Here is a 20454-nt window from a genome sequence, read left to right on the forward strand (position 1 = left end):
AAAGAATACATGGCAACTAAAGTAGTAGGAGATGTAGAATTAACAGTAGAGTTTGATAAGGGAAATACAGCGAGATATATAATAGAAGTAAAAGATACAACGCCACAAGAATTAAAAGTAACTTCTTCTGCATTTGATGATGGACAAACTATACCAGATAAGTATTGTTTAAATGGTAGTCAACCTAATGGATATACAATACTAAATGCACAAAATATAAGTATACCTTTAACTTGGACAGGGCATGTTGAAAATGTAAAATCATATGTAATTGTAATGCATGATGAACATGATTGGGCAGATAATTGGGTACACTGGGCGGTAGTGGATATTCCAGAAGATATAACATCTATTCAAGAAGGTGTATCAAATATAGGAATAGAACTAAAAAATAGTTTTGGAGCAGGTGGATATGGAGGGCCAAAGCCACCACAAGGATCAGGATCACATGAGTATGCAATAACTGTATATGCATTAGATGTAGATAGTATAGATATATCTTATGATGAAAATAGTTATATTTATTATCAAAATATAATGAGAGCAATGCAGGGACATGTTTTGAAAGAGGCAACTATAAAAGGAAAATATGAAAAATAAATAAAAAAGAGGCATATGCCTCTTTTTTATTTGTAGCCATCTATAACAACTTCGAGTTCGCCTGTTTCAGGATCTATTATAAGTCCATGAACAAATACAGACTGAGGTATTAATGGATGGTTTTTTATAGTTAGTACACTTTGTTTAACGGAATCATGTACACAATCAAAGCCATGTAACCATTTTTTTAGGTTTATTCCTGCATATTCAAGCGTTGACATAGTGTCTTTTGATATACCTTTGTCTAGCATTTTTTCTATGGTTTTATCTGTATTTAGACTACTCATTCCGCATCCATGATGTCCTATTACAAAAATTTCTTCAGCCTGTAATTCATATATTGCAATTAAAATACTTCTCATTCCGCTTCCGAATGGATGCATAATTACTCCGCCTGCATTTTTTATAATCTTTGCATCTCCATTTTTTAAATTTAATGCACGTGGAAGTAGTTCTGTTAATCTTGTATCCATACATGAAAATATAACCATTTTTTTACCTGGATATTTTGTAGCTTTAAATTCTTCGTATTGTTTATTTTCTACGAATGATTTGTTATGGGCTAATATTTCTTTTAGTTTGTTCAAAAATATCTCTCCTTTTCAAATGGTATTTTATTTATTATAATCTTAAACCCATTTGATTTCTAGCCCTTATTAAAAAATAAGATTGGACATTAAGGAAAAAATGAATAAAAAGACTGTTAACAATAATATCAGCAACAGTCTAAAAATTATACTAATATATTCCTTCTTCGAATATATCTCTTATCTCATTTATAGCATTAGTTTTTCCAAGAGCAAGCATTAACTTTATTCTCGCTTTTTGACCTGGTAAATTTCCTCCTAATATGCATCCGAGTTCTACTAAATCTCTTCCTGAACCTTCATACCCATAAGTATCTAAAACTCTTCCTGAATGGCATCTAGAAACTATAACTATAGGTATATTCTTTTCTTTTGCATACCTAATTCCATCTAACATAGTTGGAGGTATATTTCCTCTTCCCATAGCTTCTATAACTATACCTTTAGATCCTGAATCTATAGAGAACTTTATAAATTTTGAATCCATTCCAACTACAACTTTAATTATATCTACATTAGGCTCAACTTTATGAGTATGTATATGTTGTTTTCTAACTATATCTCTATTAAGAATTAACTTATTGTCATCTATTATTCCAAGAGGGCCATAAGTTATAGATTTAAAAGTATCAAGACTCAATGTATTTGTTTTAGTTACTTCAGATGCTAGGTTTACTTCGTTATTCATAACTACTAAAACACCTTTATTTTGGGCTTCATCAGCTATAACAGTACAAACGGCTGCTGCGAGATTACTTGGGCCATCGTATCCAAGCTCTGAGGAATTTCTCATAGCTCCAACAACTACTATTGGTTTTTGAGTATAAAGGGTTAAATCTAAGAAATAAGCAGTCTCTTCTAAACTATCAGTACCATGAGTTACAACAACGCCAGTTATATCATCTCTGTCAACTAAATCTGATATTAAATTCTTAAGATCCATCATCATTTCAGGGGTCATATGAGGACCTGGAATTTCTGAAAAATTAACAACCTCTATATCTGCTATTTTATCTATATTTGTAACCATAGACATTATCTGTTCGCCTGAAAGAGAAGGAATAGCAGCACCTATTCGAGAATCTACTGTCATAGATATTGTTCCGCCTGTAAAGACTATAGCAACCTTTTTTTTATTCATAAACACTACCTCCTTAAAACATACTGTATATTAATTATATAATATTAAACATAATTATAGATGGTTATTATAAAAATAAGCAAAAAAAAACCTGCCATATAGGCAGGCTTCACATCCGAAAATGTGAAAATCCGTTCAAAAGGGGTATTGGGAATAGAGATTTTATTGAGGTTACCAGGGGGATAACCACTAGAAATAGTATAACAAAATACGACACATTTTGCAATAGTTTTTCGAAAAAAAATATAAATTTCTGAAATTTAATATAAAAATGTATTTTTAATTTTAGATTAGACTTGTCTTAAAAAATTGCATAACTCGAGTTATAAATAAGTTATAATATTATTATAAGTAAAGCAAAGGAGGGATTTTCATGAATAATTTATTGGATAATTTAAGTAAAAGAGGTATTGAAGCAAAATTCTTTGAAACTAGAGATCAACTTAAAAAAGATTTATTAAATGAAGTCAAAGAAGATGATGTAGTGGCAATAGGGGGATCTATGTCTATACAAGAGATAGATGTATATGATGAACTTGTAGACAAATCTAAAGAAGTGCTTTGGCATTGGAAGGTTGAACCTAGTAAGAGAATGGAACTTCTTAAAAAAGCTATTTTTTCTGATGTATACTTATCAAGTACAAATGCTATATTAGAGGATGGAAGAATAATAAATATAGATGGTGTAGGAAACAGAGTTGCATCAATGTTCTTTGGACCTAAGAAAGTAATTCTTATATGTGGTATAAATAAAATATGTAAAGATTACGATGATGCTATGAATAGAATAAAGACATCAGCATGTCCACAAAATGCTAGAAGACTTAATCTCAACGTTCCGTGTGCAAAAATAGACTCGTGTGTAGATTGTAAAGGTGAGCAAAGAATGTGTATGGTTACAAGTATAATAGAGAAAAAACCACCTACGATAGATTTTAAAGTATATATATTAAACGAAGAAATCGGGTATTAACTTTACAACAAAAGCCAAATAATATAATATATTATTTGGCTTTAAATATATAAAAGATATATTAAGGAATTATAGAATTTTGAATATGTAGATAACATTGATTAAAAAACTAAATTTGCAACAACATAAAGCGAATTTTATTAATTAGAAGGTGATTAAATGGAAATTTATTTAGATAATAGTGCAACTACTAAGCCGTATAAGGAAGTAGTTGACAAAATGGTTTATGCTTTAACTGATCAATATGCAAATCCTTCCTCTATACATAGAAAAGGAGTTTTAGTAGAAAAAGAAATAAAAAATGCGAGAAAAGAAATAGCAAAGTATGTAGGTGCTAAGGAAAAAGAAATATTTTTCACATCTGGAGGAACTGAATCTAACAATATAATAATAAGAGGAACAGCTTATGCTAACCATAGAAGTGGTAAGCATTTAATAACTACTAAAATAGAGCATCCTTCAGTTTTAAATACTTTTAAAGATTTAGAAAAAGATGGATATGAGGTTACATATTTAGATATAGATGAAAACGGACTAATATCTTTTGAAGATTTCAAGAAAGCATTAAGAGAAGATACAATACTTGTAAGTATTATGCATGTAAATAATGAAGTTGGGGCTATTCAGCCAGTTGATAAGGTAGGTAAATACTTATCTAAACTTAAAAGAAAAGTATACTTACATGTGGATGCAGTACAGTCATTTGGAAAAATAGATTTTAAGCCATCAAAATACAATATAGATTTAATGTCTGTAAGTGGACACAAAATACACGGTCCAAAGGGAATCGGTTTTGTATATATAAAAGAAAATACTAAAATAAAGTCTATTGTAACAGGTGGAGGACAAGAAAGTGCATTTAGATCTGGAACTGAAAATGTACCGGGGATTTTTGGTCTATCTGAGGCTGTTAGAATAACAATGGAGAATTTAAAGGATAATATAGATAAGATTAATAATCTAAAAGAACTATTGTTGAATGAAATAAACTCTAACATAGACGATATAAAGGTAAATAGTTGTGAAGATGGAGTATGCCATATATTAAATATATCGTTTATAGGTATAAAAGGAGAAATACTTCTTCATTACTTAGAAGAAGATAATATATATGTATCAACAGGATCAGCTTGTTCTTCTAAGAAAAAAGGAAGTCATGTTCTAATAGAGATGGGTCTTTCGAATAAAGAAATAGAAGGAGCTATAAGATTTAGCTTATCTAGTATGAACAAAGAAGAAGATATAAAGAAGGCTGTTGGAATAATAAAGAAAAAGGTTGAAGAACTAAGAATTATAATAAATAAGAGGTGAACAAATGTATAATGTAGTAATAGCAAGATATGGAGAAATAGGAGTAAAGGGAAAGAATAGATATATATTTGAAGACAAGCTTGTAAAAAATATTAGAAATTCTTTAAAAAAATTAGGTAAATTAAAAGTGTACAAGCAGTATGGAAGAATTTATATAGATATCGAAGATTACGATTACGAATCTATAATAGAAGAAGCTAGAAAAGTATTTGGAATAGTATCTTTAAGTCCGGCTGTTAAATTTGAAAATAATTATGAAAAATTAAAGGAAGTATGTCTTGAACTATTAAAAGATAAAATGGAGTTTGAGAATGTAGAGACTTTCAAAGTTGAATCTAAAAGAACGGATAAAACATTTAGAATGACTTCTCTTGAAATGAGTAGAGATATAGGTGGGTATTTACTATCTGAGTTAGGTGAAAATCTAAAAGTTGATGTAAGAAATCCACAAGTAAAGGTTGAAGCAGAACTAAGAGAAGAAGCTTGTGTAGCTTATCTGGAGAGAATAGATGGATATGGAGGACTACCTCTTGGAACTAATGGAAAAGGAATGGTATTATTGTCTGGAGGAATAGACTCTCCTGTAGCTGGCTGGATGGTGGCTAAAAGAGGAGTTGATCTTGAACTGATGCATTACCATAGTTATCCGTTCACTAGCGAGAGATCGAAGGAGAAGGTAGAAGAATTAGCAAGAATCCTATCTACTTATTGTGGAAAACTTAGAATGCACAGTGTGAATCTTCTTCCTATACAAAAAGAGATAAATGAGCATTGCAGAGAAGAAGAAATGACAATTATATCTAGAAGATTTATGATGAAGATAGCGCAGAAAGTCGCTATATCTAAAGGATGTGATGCTCTTGTAACTGGAGAGAGTATAGGACAAGTGGCATCTCAAACTATACAAGGACTTACTGTTACTAATGCATCTGTTGATATACCTGTATTTAGACCTTTAATAGCTATGGATAAAAGTGAGATAGTAGATATTGCTAAGAAGATAGGAACTTTTGAAACTTCCATAATACCAGAAGAAGATTGCTGTACAGTATTTTTACCTAAAAATCCTATCACTAAGCCAAAGCTTGAAAAAATAATGTTATCAGAACAAAAACTTGATATAGAAAAGCTTATAGATGAAGCTATAGAGAATATGGAAGTTATAGATATAACTTTATAATTGTTAAAAAAAGTGAAATCGGGATCTTAAGCGAAAAAGATGCTCATTAAAATACCGATACTCTAATAATATTTTAATAAAACTAAAGATTACGCCTTATGAAATATCCTAAAAGTTCTGAACTCGCTATGCTCAGACAACGAACTTTCTTAACGAATATTTCAACACCATAATCTAAGTTTTATGGAAAAATATTAAGAATGAGTATCTAACATTTTAATAAGCATCTTTTTAAATTTAACTTTTAAGAATAATATGTCTTATAATCACTAGTTTTATGAGACATTAAAATCCATCATAAAACCATTTAGCTGGTAATAAGAATGTCCACGGTATTGTAAGAATTGCAATACTAATTGATACTTTCAATCTTAATTTTTGTTCTTTAATCTCTTTGGGGAAAGTAAATTTATAATTAAATATAAATATGAAAACTGTTGATACCAACATAGCAAATAATATTATTATAACTGCCAAAGGATGGCTAAATGGGTCGTAACTTATTCCTGTGATTAAGTCATCAGGTAGACCAAAATCTCCCCATATAACTAATAAAAACAATAGGAAAGCACCTATAATATCTGCTAAAAATCCAAATGTCCAAACGTTTAATATATTTCTTTTGTAAAAGGTTTTTAGATTGTTTTGTGTGTTCCCCAAATTGAACATAAAAAAACAAGCTATTATTACCAATGAATCAATGATTAAATTACCTATAAGTGTTATAAATATAACTGGTGGGAAAAATAATAAAAACCAAATTGGAAAAATTAGATTGTATAGTTTTATTTGTTTCATTTTATCTCCTTTCTATCTAAACTTAAAATTGTGATCTTATTTAATTATAGTAAAGATAGATATGAATTTCAAATTTTTTACATTATACATAGACAAATTTTATAAATCTAAACAATGATGTATATTATCAAAAAATAAATGTTTTTTCCGAAAGAGGGGAAGATAGTATTTTAGTGGTAGAAACTTAAAATAAAAAAATATGGCTATGAAAATGTTAGCGACTGCTTTTAGATATTTTGTTAAGAAACTTAGTCTTTGATGTTGAATAATTCGTTGAGAAATTTCGTTGTTTGACCGTAGGGAGTTTAGAAATTTTAGAATTATTCATAAGTCAAAGGCTTAGTTTCTTCAAAATATTGTTGCATGAGCGATATTTTTGTAGCCATATTTTTAATAACCCACAGAATAAACAAAAAAGCACAGGGACAAAATTTTATCCCTGCACTTTATTTTACTGCTACATCTATTTCGTACTCTTTGAATATTTTAGAAGCTTTTAATACATCTTCATCTCCTGCATCTTCAATTCCTTTTAAAGGATAGTCATATCCAAGTTCTTCCCACTTGAATTTACCCATAGAATGATAGGGAAGTATCTCTACTTTTTCTATATTATCAAGTGTATTTATAAACTTACAAAGATCTCTTATATCGTCTTCTTTATCTGTAATACCTGGAACTAATACATATCTTATCCAAGTAGGGATTTTTTTATCAGATAAATGCTTCGCTAGATTTAAAGTTTTATCATTGTAAATACCAGTTAAATCTTTAAAAGCATCTCTATTTATATGTTTTATATCAAGCAAAATTAAGTCTGTATAATCAAGTATAGGATCTATAATGTCTATATCTACAAATCCAGAAGTATCTATAGCTGTGTGTATATCATTATCTTTAGCCTTCATAAGCAAGTTTTTTAAAAACTCAGGTTGTAAAGTCGGCTCACCACCAGATACAGTAAGACCTCCGCCTGATGAAATCATAAAAGGTTTATATTTTACAATCTCATCTATGAGTTCATCGACATCGTATTCATTTCCGCCTTTAGTATCCCATGTGTCTCTATTGTGACAATATTTGCATCTAAGAGGACATCCTTGAGTAAATACTATAAATCTAATTCCTGGACCGTCTACAGTTCCAAAAGTTTCTAAAGAGTGTACTCTACCTTTAATACCCATACAAAACACCACCTTAAATTAAGATTTAAAATAAAATTTCCTTTATTCTATCACATAATGTACTATAGTTTTAAAACTATATGATTTTGAATCAGAGGATAACGTTGGTTGAAAAACTATACTTACAACTATTTTTGAGCAACGGAGCCCGTTAGGGATCGTTGGCGACATGAGTCACCGCGTAGCGAGTAGACGAATTTTTTTATAGAAAATAAAGCCCTAACAAATCTGTTAGGACTTTATGAAATATTACATATTTGAGTGGAATGTTCTAGTTATAACATCCATTTGTTGTTCTCTAGTTAATTTTATAAAGTTAACTGCATAACCAGATACACGGATTGTAAGTTGAGGATACTTTTCAGGGTGATCCATAGCATCAAGTAAAGTTTCTTTATCGAATACGTTTACGTTGATGTGGTGTCCATTTTGAATGAAATATCCATCAAGTAAGAATGTTAAGTTATTTATTCTTTCTTCTTCGGTTTTACCTATAGCTTTAGGAACTACAGTAAATGTGTAAGAAATACCATCTTGAGAATGCTCATATGGAAGCTTAGCAACTGAAGATATAGAAGCAAGACAACCTTTTGTATCTCTTCCGTGCATTGGGTTAGCTCCAGGTCCGAATGGCTCTCCAGCTTTTCTTCCATCAGGAGTATTACCAGTTTTCTTACCATAAACTACGTTTGAAGTTATAGTTAATATAGATTGAGTGTGTAGAGAATTTCTGTAAGTTTTGTTCTTTCTTATCTTGTTCATAAATGTCTCAACTAAATCAGATGCTAATGAATCAACTGCATCATCATTGTTTCCAAACTTAGGGAAATCTCCTTCAGTTTCAAAATCAACAGCCATACCATTCTCATCTCTTACAACCTTAACTTTAGCATGCTTTATAGCTGATAAAGAGTCAGCACATACAGAAAGACCAGCTATACCACAAGCCATAGTTCTAAATACATCTCTATCATGTAAAGCCATTTGAGCTTTCTCATAAGAATATTTATCATGCATGTAGTGAATTATATTTAATGTATTTACATATAAATTAGCTAACCAGTCAAGGAATAGGTCAAACTTCTCCATAACTTCATCAAACTCTAAATACTCAGAAGTAATAGGAGCGAATTTAGGTCCTACTTGGATTCCTTTCTTCTCATCTACACCACCGTTTATAGCGTATAAAAGTGCTTTAGCAAGGTTACATCTAGCTCCGAAGAATTGCATTTGCTTACCAATTTTCATAGCAGAAACACAACAAGCTATACCGTAATCGTCTCCCCAATAAGTTCTCATTAAATCATCATTTTCGTATTGGATAGAGCTTGTATCTATAGAAACCTTAGAACAGAATTTTTTAAAGTTTTCTGGAAGGTCTTTAGACCAAAGTACAGTTAAGTTAGGTTCTGGTGCAGCACCTAAAGTATATAGAGTATTTAATGTTCTAAAAGCAGTTTTAGTAACAAGTGTTCTTCCGTCAACACCCATACCACCTACAGTTTCAGTTACCCAAGTTGGATCTCCAGAGAATAAATCATTGTACTCAGCAGTTCTTAAGAATCTAACCATTCTAAGCTTCATAACGAAGTGATCCATTATTTCTTGAGCTTCATCCTCAGTTAAAACTCCGTTTTTAATATCTCTTTCAAAATAAATATCAAGGAATGTAGAAACTCTACCTAAACTCATTGCAGCTCCGTTTTGATCTTTAACAGCCGAAAGGTAACCAAAGTATGTCCATTGAACAGCTTCTTTAGCATTTTGAGCAGGTCTTGATAAATCAAATCCGTATTCAGATCCCATTTTAATCATTTCTTTTAAAGCTTTGATTTGCTCAGATATTTCTTCTCTTAATCTTATAATATCTTCATCCATTGTCATAACATTTAAAGATTCTTTTTGATTATTTTTATCTTCTATTAATCTATCTATACCGTAAAGAGCTATTCTTCTGTAGTCTCCGATTATTCTACCTCTACCGTAAGCATCTGGAAGACCAGTTATTATACCAGCACTTCTAGCAGCTCTCATTTCAGGAGTGTAAGCGTCAAATACTCCGTCGTTATGAGTTTTTCTGTAGTTAGAGAAAATTTCTTTAACATTTGAATCAAGTTCATATCCGTAAGCTTTACAAGAATTATCAACCATTCTGATTCCACCATAAGGCATTACAGCTCTTTTAAGAGGTGCATCAGTTTGAAGACCAACAATAGTTTCTAAGTCTTTATTTATATATCCAGCACTATAAGCATTTATAGCAGATACAGTTTTTGTATCAACATCTAAAGTACCGCCATTTTCAACTTCTTTTTTCATTAAAGCTGAAACATCATTCCATAATTTTTTAGTGTTTTCAGTAGCACCTGATAAGAAAGAATCATTTCCTTCATATGGTGTATAGTTAAGTTGGATAAAGTCTCTTACATCTATTTCTTTAGCCCATTTTCCAGTTTTAAAAGTTTCCCATGCTTGTATCATTAAAATCACTCCTTAGAAAGTAATAGTTTAGCAATTAAAATAATTTCTTTGTTAAAAATATAATAACACAAAACTATAGAACTTTGTATACAATATTCAAATGTTACGAAAAGTTAATAGTTCTGATAATTCGATAAATTTAAACAAAGTTATTATACGTAATTTTAAAAAAAATTATAAAACAATAAAAAATAAAAAATAACTTACAAAAATATTTTTACATAATGTCTATGATTGTATAATTTTAGATTAAACTGTCGTGTATACAAAAAAATACAAAAAAAGTAAAAAATATGTACAATAAAAATATTGACATACAAAAATAATTAAAAATTGCACTAATAATTGCACTAATATAATTAAGAAAATCTACCTATTTATTAAAGAAGAAAAATTGTATTAAAAGCTTTAAATTACATAAAATATATAAATAATAAAGAAATAAAAAATATTTGTTGCATAATAACAGCAATATATATATAATTGAAAAGATGAGCAAGAGAGACGTAAAAACGAAAGGAAAGGTAATATATATATGGAAAACATAAAATTTGAAAATTTGGAAATATCAAAAGAAATAAAGCAAGCTATAGCTGACATGGGATTTGAAGAGCCATCTCCTATACAAGCTCAAGCAATACCACATATATTAGCAGGAAAAGATATAATAGGGCAAGCACAAACTGGTACGGGTAAAACAGCAGCCTTTGGTATTCCTGTTTTGGATATGGTTAATGAAAAAGATAATAGTGTACAGGCTATAATTTTATGCCCTACAAGAGAATTAGCTATTCAGGTAGCTGGAGAAATAGGAAAATTAGCTAAGTACAAGAAAAACTTAAGAACACTACCTGTATATGGTGGACAACCGATCGATCGTCAGATAAAAGCATTAAAAAAAGGAGTTCAGATCGTTATAGGTACTCCTGGTAGAGTTATGGATCATATGAATCGTAATACATTAAAGCTTGGAAATGTAAAGACAATTGTTTTAGATGAAGCGGATGAAATGCTAGATATGGGATTCAGAGAAGATATAGAAACTATATTACAACAACTTCCAGAGCAAAGACAGACTACTTTCTTTTCAGCAACAATGCCAAAAGCAATATTAAATCTTACAAAGAAGTATCAAAAAAATCCTCAACATGTAAAGGTTGTTCGTAAGGCTTTAACAGTTCCAAATATAGAGCAGTTTTATATAGAGACAAAATCTAAGAATAAATCAGATATATTATCAAGACTTATAGATATATACAATCCTAAATTATCGGTTGTATTCTGTAATACAAAGAGAAAAGTTGATGAATTAGTATCGGAGCTTCAATTAAGAGGATACTTTGCTGATGCACTTCACGGGGATTTAAAGCAATCGCAAAGAGATAATGTAATGGCTAAATTCAGAAACAGAACTATAGAAATACTAGTTGCAACAGATGTAGCGGCTAGAGGTATAGACGTTGATGATGTAGAGTGTGTATTTAACTATGATGTGCCACAAGATGATGAATACTACGTACACAGAATAGGAAGAACAGGACGTGCGGGAAGATCAGGACGTGCATTCTCTTTCATTTCAGGAAAGAAAGAAATCTATAAATTAAGAGATATTCAAAAATATACTAAAGCTAATATGAAAAGACATGATATACCGTCTCTTAGTGATGTTGAAGAAATAAAAACTAATGTATTCTTAGAAAAAGTTAAGAATGTTATAGAAGAAGGACACTTAACAAATCAAGTTAATTTCTTAGAGAAGTTAATGGAAGAATATACTTCTTTAGATATAGCTGCTGCACTTCTTAAAATGTCAATGGGTGATCAAAATAAAGAAGAAATAAAACAAGAAGATTCATTTGAAAATACTGGTGCAGAATCAGGAATGGTAAGATTATTTATAAACATAGGTAGAAAGCAAAACATAAGACCTAAAGATATCTTGGGAGCTATAGCTGGAGAAACTGGTATTTCAGGAAAGTTAATAGGAACTATAGATATATATGACGGATATACTTTCGTTGAGGTTCCAAGAGAGCATGCGAATGATGTTTTAACTATAATGAAAAATAATACTATAAAAGGTAAGACTATAAATATAGAGCCTGCTAATAAAAAGTAATAAAAAAGTTGTTGACTGAGTCAACAGCTTTTTTACGCTTAAGGAAATTATATGATTTTTAAATTGTGGATAATATTGATGAAACACCTACACCTACAATTATTTTTGAGCAACGGAGCCTGTAAGGACCGTTGGCGATATGAGTCACCGAGTTAGCGAGTAGATGAATTTTTTATTACTAATGAATTATAGTAAAACTCCTAAAACTATATAAAGTATAAGTGCTATAGCTCCATTAAGTAAAGCATAAGGGAGCTGCGTTTTTACATGATCTATATGATCTGATGCAGATGCCATTGATGAAACTATAGTAGTATCTGATATAGGAGAACTGTGATCTCCCATTATAGCTCCTGAAATTACAGCACCTATACTCATATATATGTTTGCATCCATGGCAACGGCCATTTGAATAGCTATAGGAATCATTATAGCAAAAGTTCCAAAACTTGTTCCAGTTGAAAATGCTATTATACTAGACATTATAAATATAACGGCAGGTCCAAATGAACCATTAAGTCTACCTTCAACTAAGCTTGCCATATAATTACCAGTTTCAAGATCGCTTGAGATATTTCCAATAGCAAATGCAAATGCAAGTATTGCAGCAACTGGTATCATAGCACCAGCACCCTTATAAACATAATCCATAAACTCATTAAGACTCATAAGTCGCTTACCTATATAATAAAAACCACTAAAAACTAATGATGCAAGAACTGCCCAAAACACTGAGGTTGAACCAGAACCGTTAAAGATTACACCATCTCCTGTAATATAAAGGCTAATAGGAATCATTAAAACTAAAACAAGTAAAGGATAAAGCATATGATTCATATTAGGTTCAATTCCTTCTTTGGTATTAATTTCGATGGCATCTTGATCTACTACAGGCATAGCTCCGTCTCTTAATAATTTACCTTCTGTCATAGCTCTTAATTCGGCTTTTTTCATAGGGCCAAAATCCTTACCTGTAAGTATAATTATTAAAAGAGTTATCAAAGTAGATATAGCATAAAAATTAAAAGGAATACTTTTAATAAGCAAATCAACGGAATTACCACTGATAACACCAGCACCTACTTGAGCAGCTATAAGTCCAAGTAATGTAGCCCCCCAAGAGTTAAATGGAAGCATTGAACAAACAGGAGCAGATGTAGAGTCACAAATATAGGCCAGTTTTTCTCTAGAAACCTTATACTTATCACATATAGGTCTTGATACAGTACCTACAATTAAAGAAGTTATAGTGGATTCTATGAATACTACAAGTCCTATGAAATAAGCTAAAAGCATAGCCGCCTTTCTGTTCTTTATTTTCTTGTTTTTCTCAGTTAAGTAATATACAAATCCTTCAACACCACCTGAAGCCTGTATAAGTGTTACTACAGAACCTACTAAGAAAGAGAAGATGATAGTTTTAGTTACCCATCCTTCAGAAAATACGTTAACAACTGAATCTATACTTTGCCCTAAAGCAGGAAAAAATGACCAATTAGTCATTATTAATTTTCCTATTAATATTCCAGCGAATAAAGAAATAAAAACTTGCTTTGTAGTTATAGCGAGTATTATTGCAATTAATGATGGAAGTAAGCTAAGAAATCCATAAGTCATATTTAAACCCCCTTAAAAAATAATTCAACATATAAATAATACTAGAAGGTTTAGATAAAATCAAACAATTGTTAGAAAATAGAAAAAGATTATATTTTTTGAATTTATGGATAATATCTATTAAAAAGTTAAACTTGAAACTATTTTCGTTAACGTAGCCTTGATAACTCATTGGTGACATGAAAAATGCGTTAGCATAAAGCAAATTCTTTTTAAAATACTAGTTCAAGCTTTTGAAGTCTTTCTTTTAAATCATCAATAACACATCTTTCCTGTAATTGATTGCATGCTTCGAAGGTTACAGAAAATCTTAAAAAACTTCCACCTTCATCCCAAGGTACTGTAGATATTAATGCATTTTTTAGAATATATATAGAAGCATCTTGTGCATTTTTAAATACATAACCTGACTTAGTACCTTTAGGAATAGAAACATAGCAGTAGAAGGTTCCTTGTGGCTTTGTAGCATCAAAACCTATATCGCAAAGTGCATCAACTAGCATATCAAATCTTCTTGAATATTTAATGCAATTTTTAGTTATTATTTCGGGATGATTAAGAGCATAAGCTCCAGCCTTTTGAATTGCTCTAAACTGTCCAGAGTCGGTATGACCTTTAACATTAGCATAAGCCTTTATAACTTTTGGATTAGATACTATAAAAGCTAGTCTCCATCCTGTCATATTAAACGATTTTGATAAAGAATGTATTTCAATACCAACATCAATAGCTCCATCTATAGACAAAAAACTTAAAGGTTCACTATCGAATGTAAGAGCACTATAAGCTGAATCACAAACTACTAAAATGTCGTTTTTATAAGCGAAATCTACAACTCTTTTGTAAAATTCTTTAGTAGCTACTTGTCCAGTAGGATTGTTTGGATAATTAATATATAAGAGTTTTGATTTTTTGAGTATATCATCAGGTATAGAGTTTAAATCTGGATAAAAGTTATTTTCTTTATATAAAGGTAAATTATATATATGACCGCCCAAAAATTTAGAGTAAGTAGCTAATACAGGATAACCAGGAACAGTAGTTAAAACTACATCTCCGTGATTTACAAAGCACATAGGGAGCATGGCAAGTATTGGCTTTGATCCTATTCCATGCATAATATTAGCAGATGGATCTATGTTATCTAGTTTGTATATCTTTTTTAAAAAGCTACATGCAGCTTCTTGAAATTCCAATATTCCATTATCAGAGTACAGTCTGTTTTCAAGCTTAGAACACTCTTGGCAAAGTACTTTACAGATATTAATATCAGCAGCAAGATCTGGCTCTCCAACGCCCATATCTATAATTTTTGTATTTGGATATTTATTTTTGATTATTTCTTTTTCTTTTTTTATAGACTCAAACTTGTAATCTTTGGATTTATTAAAAAAATCAACTCCTCCTAAACGATCAGCTATTTTATTATCGACAAAATCCATAGAAAATCCTCCTTTAGATGAAAAGCAAACTGTTAAAAAATGATTAAACTAAATCTTAAAATATCTTATTAATAGTTTGAATGATTTGATACAATATAAAATAAAAATGTTATGGAAATATGGCTTTTGATAAAGTGAATAATGGTGTCGCATATAACCAAACCTTCATATAAATTGTAAAGAAGTGTTAATTATTAGCGCTTTTTTTATGTTAATTCTACAAAAGTAGTTAAAATTTTATGGAGGAATGAAGGGATATTTTATAGAAAGTATGTAAGAGCATTTACAAGGGGGGATAACATTGGATATAAACTATAAAATAGATAACAGAAATTTGATTGTTGAACTATATGGAGAGTTAGATCATCATATAGCTTCAGATGTAAGGGAAGAGATTGATATGGCTATAGATAAAAATTCTATAAAAAATGTTATATTTGATTTAAAAAATATGAACTTTATGGATTCCTCAGGAGTGGGGGTTATTATAGGAAGATATAGAAAGCTTTCAGAAACTGGAGGAAAGGTAATAGCATTAAACTTAAACAAGCATGTTAAAAGAATATTTGACTTATCAGGCATAGATAAGATAATAGGAATTTATAACGATTACGAAGAAGCAATAAGTTCTTTATAAGGGGGAAAAACGATGAAGAATTATATGGAAATTAGTTTTTTAGCCAAATCTGAGAATGAGTCTTTTGCTAGGGTGGTAGTTGCTTCTTTTGCATCTCAACTGGATCCCACAATAGATGAAATAGCAGATATAAAAACTGCTGTATCTGAGGCTGTTACGAATGCTATAATTCATGGATATGATGAAGATGAAAGTAAATTTGTTTATGTAAGAAGTGAAATATATGAAGATACTATAAAGGTAGTAGTAGAAGATAAAGGTAATGGAATAAAGGATGTAGATATGGCAATACAACCGCTTTATACTTCAAAGCCTGAGCTTGAGAGATCTGGTATGGGGTTTACGGTAATGGAAACATTTATGGATAGCATAGAGATATCTTCTATTTTGGGGGAAGGAACTAAATTAGTTATGAAAAAGACTATAAAATCCAATAAAAATAAAGATTAGGGGTAATAATTATGGTGATGCCTGCTGTAAGTGATAAAAAAAGACATTTACTTAGCCATGAGGAAACTCTAGCTCTTATAAGAAAAGCTCAAGATGGAGATGAACAGTCAAAAGATATTTTAATAGAAAGTAATTTAGGGCTAGTCAGAAGTGTTGTAAATAAATTTATGAATATAGGTTATGAAAGAGATGATCTATTTCAATTAGGTTCAATAGGGCTTATAAAATCTATATATAAGTTTGATTCTACATTTAATGTGAGATTTTCTACATATGCAGTACCTATGATTTTAGGAGAGATAAAACGATACTTAAGAGATGATGGGATGATTAAGGTATCAAGATCTCTAAAACAACTTGCTACAAAGACTAAGATGGAAACTGAAATACTATCCAAAAAACTTGGACGAGAACCTACAATTGAAGAGGTTGCAAAGTCTCTTGAGGTATGTAAGGAAGATATAGTTATGGCTCTTGAATCAAATTCATCAGTTGAGTATTTGCACGGTGTTATACATGAGGATGAAGGATCTCCTATATGTCTTATAGATAAGATAAGTCAAGCTAAAACTATGGATGACGAAAAAATAGTGGATAATTTACTTTTAAAGCAAGTGCTAGGAAAGTTAGAAAAAAGAGAAAGACAAATTATAGTTTTAAGGTATTTTGAAGATAGAACACAAAGTGAGATAGGGAATGAGCTTGGAATATCTCAGGTTCAGGTGTCGAGGATTGAAAAGAAGGTTTTAGGAAAACTTAAAAATATGATAAGTTGAGAAAGGGTCATACTAATTGTATGGCCTTTTGTTTTGTACTTAATCCAAAATGAAGATTATTTAAATAACGCTATTTAGTCAACATTTTAATAAAACTAGAGATTCTGCTTTATAAAATACCCTAAAAGTTCTAAACTCCCTATGGTCAGACAAAGAACTTTTTTAACGGATATTTTAACAGCATAATTCAAGTTTTATAGTAAAATGTCAACTTAAAAATAGCTAACATTTAAATAATCTTCATTTTTAAATTGAATTATTTAAGTGTTTTTGTAAATAATAATTGTATGAAAAGGGGGATTGAAAGTGGAAATATATTTAAAACCTAAAAAGAATTTGAAGTTTGAAAAAAATATAAAAGATTTATATTTGAAGGATTTGTTTTATATATATCCTTCACAAAATGAAGATTTGGTCAAAGATATAATAATTGCTCATGTAAATGGAGTTAGTAAGGATTATGAGGTTATAGAACTTGGCGAGGTTATTAATAGAATGAATAATCAAAACAGCTATGTTAAGGTTAACTTTTTAGAATTTGATGATTTATTGATACATTTTGAGAATCCTAAAAAGGATAATATGTTGTTTATAAGAGTTTTATTTGTATGCATAATACTGTTTCTAGGGGCTGGAATGGCTATAATTAACTTTCATTCAGATGTAGATATGGTTAAATCTCATAAGACAATACTCAGAATATTAACAGGAAGTGAGACGGAGAATTTATTCTTGTTTCAAATAGCATATTCGTTAGGAATAGGAACAGGGGTTGCTGTATTTTACAATAAGGTTATACCAAATTTCTCAAAGTCAGAGCCAAGTCCACTAGAACTAGAAGTATCTACTTTTAAAAGTGAGGTACAATCTTATATCATTGAAAATAATAAGCAATAAGGAGGACGGTTTGAAACTAACATTTGTAACTGTATTAGGATTTTCAGAAGGTATAGTAGTTGGATCAGGTATAGTAGCGCTTCTTACTTTACTAGATATAATTCCAAGACTTTGTCAGATAACTAAAACTTATCATTATTTAGGAAGATATGAGTATATGTTGATATCGGGAGCTTTTGTTGGAAGTCTATTTTCACTTATAGATATATCCTTTGATTTTGGAATTATATGTGTAATATTACTTGGCACATTCTATGGCATATTTATAGGAATGTTAGCATCTGCTCTTGCAGAAGCGGTAGATGTTATACCAGTTATGGAGAGAAGGCTCAACATACAAGGGATGATCAAGTATATAATAATAGTTTTATTAATAGGAAAGACCGTAGGTTCTATAGTAAATTGGACAATATTGAAATAGAGGTGATTATATGGATTACAAAAAATATGTAGATGATAAAAGTCCTAAGCCTACATACCTTAAAAACTGCATATGGGCATTTGTTGTAGGTGGGTTAATATGTGATTTAGGGCAGTTTATATTAAATAGTTATATAAAGTATGGTCTTGATAAAAAAATGGCATCTACTGCAACTTCTATAACTCTTATATTTTTAGGTGCATTTTTTACAGGAATAGGAGTATATGATTTGCTTGGAAGAAGGGCTGGAGCAGGTTCAATTGTTCCGATAACTGGTTTTTCTAATTCTATAGTATCTCCAGCTATGGAGTATAAGAGGGAAGGATATGTACTTGGGGTTGCAGCAAAAATGTTTACAATAGCAGGTCCTGTTCTTGTATATGGAATAGGTAGCTCGGTAATACTTGGCCTAATTTACTACTTCTTAGGCATTAGTTAGAAAGGAGATTACTATGGCAAAGAAAAGATTAGGAAATCAAACAATACAGTTATTAAATAACCCTGTTATAGTATCAACTGGGTCAATAGTTGGTCCAAAAGAAGGAGAGGGACCACTGAAGGCTTATTTTGATATAATCTTAAAGGATGATTTATTTGGAGAAGATAGCTGGGAACTCGCAGAGAGCAAAATGATAAGAGAAGTTATAAAAATGGCTGTAGATAAAAGTGATCATGTACTCAATGAGGTTGATTATATAGTGGCGGGGGACTTACTCAATCAACTTATGTCTACATCATTTGCTGCAAGAGATTTAAAAAGACCGTTCTTTGGAGTTTATGGAGCTTGTTCTACAATGTCAGAATCTATGAGTATTGCATCTATGATTGTAGATGGGGGATTTTCAGATTTAGTAGTAGCTGCGACTTCAAGTCATTTTTGTACAGCTGAGAGACAGTTTAGATTTCCTCTAGAACTTGGAAATCAACGACCTATGACTGCTCAGTGGACAGTTACAGGAACAGGAGCAAGTGTTATATCATCAAAAGGAGAAGGACCTAAGATAAAAAGGATAACTACTGGTAAGGTTATAGATAAGGGTATAACTGATGTTAATAATATGGGACCAGCCATGGCTCCTGCAGCAGTTGATACAATAAAAGCATACTTTGATGATACAAAAGATGACATAGACAGTTTTGACATAATCGCAACAGGAGATCTAGGAATAGTAGGAGGCGAGATTCTTCTCGATTTTATAAATAAAGAAGGGTATGACATATCTAGGGTATATATGGATTGTGGAATAGAAATATTTGACCATAAAAAGCAAGATACTCACTCTGGCGGAAGTGGTTGTGGATGTTCTGCTAGTGTATTTAATGGATACATATACAAAAAATTAAAAAATAAAGAAATAAACAAAGTTATGTTAGTATCAACAGGGGCATTGATGTCTCCTACAAGCACACTTCAAAAGCAAAGCATACCATCAATAGCTCATGCTGTGATTATAGAGAATTAGGAGGTGGAATTGTGGAGTATTTAAGAGCTTTTATAGTCGGAGGAGCTATATGTGTTATAGGTCAAATACTTATGGACTTTTTTAAGATACCATCACCATATGTACTTGTAAGCTTTGTAACTGTAGGCGTTATATTGACGGGGCTTGGAATATATGAACCAATTGTAGAGTTTGGAGGAGCTGGTGCAACTGTGCCTCTTACAGGATTTGGATATGGACTTGGAAAAGGTGTTATAGAAGAAGTAGGTAAAAAAGGTTTATTAGGCGCATTTACAGGAGGAACATCTGCAAATGCTGGTGGAATAGCAGCAGCTGTTTTATTTGGATATTTAATGTCTTTAATATTTAGCCCAAAGGCAAAACCATAGGAGCAAAAA

General features: G+C 30.7%; 20 protein-coding genes. 13 read left to right on the forward strand and 7 right to left on the reverse strand.

The features are described from left to right. Window positions 1-600 (forward strand): YbhB/YbcL family Raf kinase inhibitor-like protein (locus WJW32_RS13855; protein WP_340259351.1); only part of this gene is annotated, 600 nt, incomplete at its 5' end. Window positions 601-626: 26 nt separating this feature from the next. Here the strand turns inward: WJW32_RS13855 and WJW32_RS13860 are convergent. Both WJW32_RS13860 and WJW32_RS13865 read right to left on the reverse strand, forming a co-directional pair. Further along, window positions 627-1187: a beta-class carbonic anhydrase gene (locus tag WJW32_RS13860; protein WP_340259353.1), complete on the reverse strand. Its 561-nt coding sequence runs from the start codon at window positions 1185-1187 to the stop codon at window positions 627-629. A 151-nt stretch (window positions 1188-1338) separates the two neighbouring features. After that, entirely contained in the window at window positions 1339-2328 is a 990-nt protein-coding gene (locus tag WJW32_RS13865) for an asparaginase (RefSeq protein ID WP_340259356.1), read from the reverse strand. Between the two features lie 373 nt (window positions 2329-2701). Between WJW32_RS13865 and WJW32_RS13870 the strand changes: the two genes are divergently transcribed. From WJW32_RS13870 to thiI, 3 genes are all read left to right on the forward strand, one after another. Next, on the forward strand, window positions 2702-3301 hold the full coding sequence (locus WJW32_RS13870; RefSeq protein WP_340259358.1) for a lactate utilization protein: 600 nt from the start codon (window positions 2702-2704) through the stop codon (window positions 3299-3301). Window positions 3302-3460: 159 nt separating this feature from the next. Further along, window positions 3461-4612, forward strand: a complete 1152-nt coding sequence (locus tag WJW32_RS13875; protein ID WP_340259360.1) for a cysteine desulfurase family protein — start codon at window positions 3461-3463, stop codon at window positions 4610-4612. 4 nt (window positions 4613-4616) lie between these two features. After that, complete coding sequence (gene thiI, locus WJW32_RS13880) at window positions 4617-5792, forward strand: tRNA uracil 4-sulfurtransferase ThiI (protein WP_340259362.1); 1176 nt, start codon at window positions 4617-4619, stop codon at window positions 5790-5792. A gap of 285 nt (window positions 5793-6077) precedes the next feature. Here the strand turns inward: thiI and WJW32_RS13885 are convergent, their stop codons facing one another. The 3 genes from WJW32_RS13885 to pflB form a co-directional block, all read right to left on the reverse strand. Then, window positions 6078-6590: a hypothetical protein gene (locus WJW32_RS13885; RefSeq protein WP_340259364.1), complete on the reverse strand. Its 513-nt coding sequence runs from the start codon at window positions 6588-6590 to the stop codon at window positions 6078-6080. A gap of 446 nt (window positions 6591-7036) precedes the next feature. Beyond that, window positions 7037-7774: a pyruvate formate-lyase-activating protein gene (gene pflA / locus WJW32_RS13890; RefSeq protein ID WP_340259366.1), complete on the reverse strand. Its 738-nt coding sequence runs from the start codon at window positions 7772-7774 to the stop codon at window positions 7037-7039. Between the two features lie 249 nt (window positions 7775-8023). Continuing rightward, the gene (gene pflB / locus WJW32_RS13895) at window positions 8024-10252 is read right to left on the reverse strand and encodes a formate C-acetyltransferase (RefSeq protein WP_445330248.1); all 2229 of its coding nucleotides are present in this window, start codon (window positions 10250-10252) and stop codon (window positions 8024-8026) included. 538 nt (window positions 10253-10790) lie between these two features. On the opposite strand from pflB, the gene WJW32_RS13900 reads away from it, so the two are divergent. Beyond that, window positions 10791-12374 (forward strand): DEAD/DEAH box helicase, encoded by a 1584-nt coding sequence (locus WJW32_RS13900; RefSeq protein ID WP_340259370.1) that lies wholly within the window; start codon window positions 10791-10793, stop codon window positions 12372-12374. 186 nt (window positions 12375-12560) lie between these two features. Here the strand turns inward: WJW32_RS13900 and WJW32_RS13905 are convergent, their stop codons facing one another. Next, the gene (locus WJW32_RS13905; RefSeq protein WP_340259372.1) at window positions 12561-13991 is read right to left on the reverse strand and encodes a Na+/H+ antiporter NhaC family protein; all 1431 of its coding nucleotides are present in this window, start codon (window positions 13989-13991) and stop codon (window positions 12561-12563) included. A 212-nt stretch (window positions 13992-14203) separates the two neighbouring features. After that, a complete protein-coding gene (locus tag WJW32_RS13910; RefSeq protein ID WP_340259374.1) occupies window positions 14204-15433 on the reverse strand; it encodes an LL-diaminopimelate aminotransferase in 1230 nt (409 codons plus the stop codon). A 301-nt stretch (window positions 15434-15734) separates the two neighbouring features. On the opposite strand from WJW32_RS13910, the gene spoIIAA reads away from it, so the two are divergent. The 8 genes from spoIIAA to spoVAE all read left to right on the forward strand — a co-directional run bounded on the left by spoIIAA (window position 15735) and on the right by spoVAE (window position 20445). Then, window positions 15735-16070: an anti-sigma F factor antagonist gene (gene spoIIAA, locus WJW32_RS13915; protein WP_340259376.1), complete on the forward strand. Its 336-nt coding sequence runs from the start codon at window positions 15735-15737 to the stop codon at window positions 16068-16070. Window positions 16071-16082: 12 nt separating this feature from the next. Next, complete coding sequence (spoIIAB, locus tag WJW32_RS13920) at window positions 16083-16520, forward strand: anti-sigma F factor (RefSeq protein ID WP_340259378.1); 438 nt, start codon at window positions 16083-16085, stop codon at window positions 16518-16520. 11 nt (window positions 16521-16531) lie between these two features. Further along, the gene (sigF, locus tag WJW32_RS13925; protein WP_340259380.1) at window positions 16532-17296 is read left to right on the forward strand and encodes an RNA polymerase sporulation sigma factor SigF; all 765 of its coding nucleotides are present in this window, start codon (window positions 16532-16534) and stop codon (window positions 17294-17296) included. 306 nt (window positions 17297-17602) lie between these two features. Further along, window positions 17603-18193, forward strand: a complete 591-nt coding sequence (locus WJW32_RS13930; RefSeq protein WP_340259382.1) for a hypothetical protein — start codon at window positions 17603-17605, stop codon at window positions 18191-18193. Window positions 18194-18203: 10 nt separating this feature from the next. Further along, entirely contained in the window at window positions 18204-18614 is a 411-nt protein-coding gene (locus tag WJW32_RS13935) for a stage V sporulation protein AB (protein ID WP_340259385.1), read from the forward strand. 10 nt (window positions 18615-18624) lie between these two features. After that, window positions 18625-19053 (forward strand): stage V sporulation protein AC, encoded by a 429-nt coding sequence (spoVAC, locus tag WJW32_RS13940; protein ID WP_340259387.1) that lies wholly within the window; start codon window positions 18625-18627, stop codon window positions 19051-19053. 13 nt (window positions 19054-19066) lie between these two features. After that, complete coding sequence (gene spoVAD, locus WJW32_RS13945; RefSeq protein WP_340259389.1) at window positions 19067-20077, forward strand: stage V sporulation protein AD; 1011 nt, start codon at window positions 19067-19069, stop codon at window positions 20075-20077. Window positions 20078-20088: 11 nt separating this feature from the next. Further along, window positions 20089-20445 carry a stage V sporulation protein AE gene (spoVAE, locus tag WJW32_RS13950; RefSeq protein ID WP_340259391.1) on the forward strand — a complete coding sequence of 119 codons (357 nt, stop codon included), beginning with the start codon at window positions 20089-20091 and terminating at the stop codon, window positions 20443-20445. The last annotated feature ends 9 nt before the right edge of the window (window positions 20446-20454 follow it).

Source organism: Tepidibacter sp. Z1-5 (assembly GCF_037844525.1).
Lineage (GTDB): Bacteria > Bacillota > Clostridia > Peptostreptococcales > Peptostreptococcaceae > Tepidibacter_A.